The sequence below is a fragment of the Streptomyces sp. DH12 genome, assembly GCF_020873895.1.
Lineage (GTDB): Bacteria > Actinomycetota > Actinomycetes > Streptomycetales > Streptomycetaceae > Streptomyces.
In genome coordinates, this window is the sequence record NZ_JAHWGT010000243.1 from 1 (window position 1) to 752 (window position 752).

A 752-nucleotide genomic window follows, 5' to 3' on the forward strand; every position below is an offset into this window, starting at 1 on the left:
GTGGGGACCAGACGCAGGCCCGGAGTGATCCGCACGCCCTCGGCCGGGACGTCGACCAGGTCGAGCAGACCGGCCTGCTCGACCGGGATCACCGAGTCGCGGAACATCTGACGGCGTGCTTCCTCCATGTCGTACGCGGCCCAGAACTCCCTTTCGGCGCGTGCGGTGAGGTAGCGCGCCGCGGGGAACGTGGGAACCCACTCGCCGTCCGCCTTCCGGGTGTTCCAGCCGACGTGGTCGGCGTGCAGGTGGGTGAGGATCACCAGGTCGACGGAGTCGGGCGGGAAGCCGGCGGCGGCCAGGCGCTCAGGGTAGTCGGTGCGCAGGTCGTGCCAGGCCGGGTTGGCCCGTTCCTTGCCGTTGCCGATGCCGGTGTCGACGAGTACGCGCAGCCCGTCCACGACGCACGCGAAACTGTGGCTGTCGATGTGGAGGATGCCGTCAGCGCCGGCGAAGTGGGGGCGCAGCCAGTCCTGGCCGGCCACCACCTGAGGAGTGGCGTCGGGCAGCAGCCAGGGTCCGGTCGCGGGCGGCAGTGGTGTCTCGTCGATGCGGTGGACGGTGATGTCGCCCACGGCCCAGGAGGGGACGGGGGTGTCCGAGGACGTCTGCATGGTCTGTCTTTTCCTTTGCTCTTCAGCGGAGAGGCCGGTTGCGCGGGCCGCCGCAGGCCCCTGTCCGGGTTCGTGACACGGCGAGCGACGAAAGGCCCCACTGGTCCTGGTAGAGGGGGTACAGCGGCGTCGGGGCAC

1 protein-coding gene is annotated in these 752 nt (G+C 70.6%); it reads right to left on the reverse strand.

The window, feature by feature from the left end; genetic code table 11:
* On the reverse strand, positions 1–614 hold a 614-nt coding region (locus tag LPA54_RS33800), incomplete at its 3' end, for an MBL fold metallo-hydrolase (protein ID WP_228984520.1).
* Positions 615–752: the final 138 nt, after the last annotated feature.